We start from the raw sequence: 432 nt of genomic DNA on the forward strand, positions 1-432 counted from the left end.
ATCCTCCGCTTCCTAAAAATTGAATTAGATTATGAAGGCTATGAAACAGAATCAGTGGTAAAATGTTGCCAGTTTTAATAAATAATTGCGCTAGTACAATACCAATTAGAAAAGAATAAGCCAATTGTAGTCCAGTTTGCCCCAAACTTTGTCCAGATAACAAGTTAAGCATATGTGTGACAGAGAATAATATGCTCGAAGTCAGGATAGCTGGAAGAATACCTCGTGGTAGTAATATTTTTATCATTATTCCTCTGTAAATACTTTCTTCCACAAAACCGATTAAAATAGCAAAGCCAACATAGAAAATAATCGTTTCAAGCGGCTGGGAACTAAACCCTTGAAGGCATAATACGATTAAAATAATCAGTAGAGGTAAATACAGTATCCAATTTGCTCTTTTCATTTCTCGTTTAAAACCATAATAAGTCC

Annotated in this window: 1 protein-coding gene; it reads right to left on the reverse strand. The window is 33.8% G+C overall.

Features of this window, described 5'->3' with window-relative positions; translation table 11 throughout:
* The coding region (locus tag H7U32_RS10515) for a CPBP family intramembrane glutamic endopeptidase (RefSeq protein ID WP_204469956.1) at nucleotides 1–432 on the reverse strand (432 nt) is incomplete at both ends.

The organism is Bifidobacterium pullorum subsp. saeculare, assembly GCF_016899725.1.
GTDB classification, from domain to species: Bacteria; Actinomycetota; Actinomycetes; order Actinomycetales; family Bifidobacteriaceae; genus Bifidobacterium; species Bifidobacterium pullorum_C.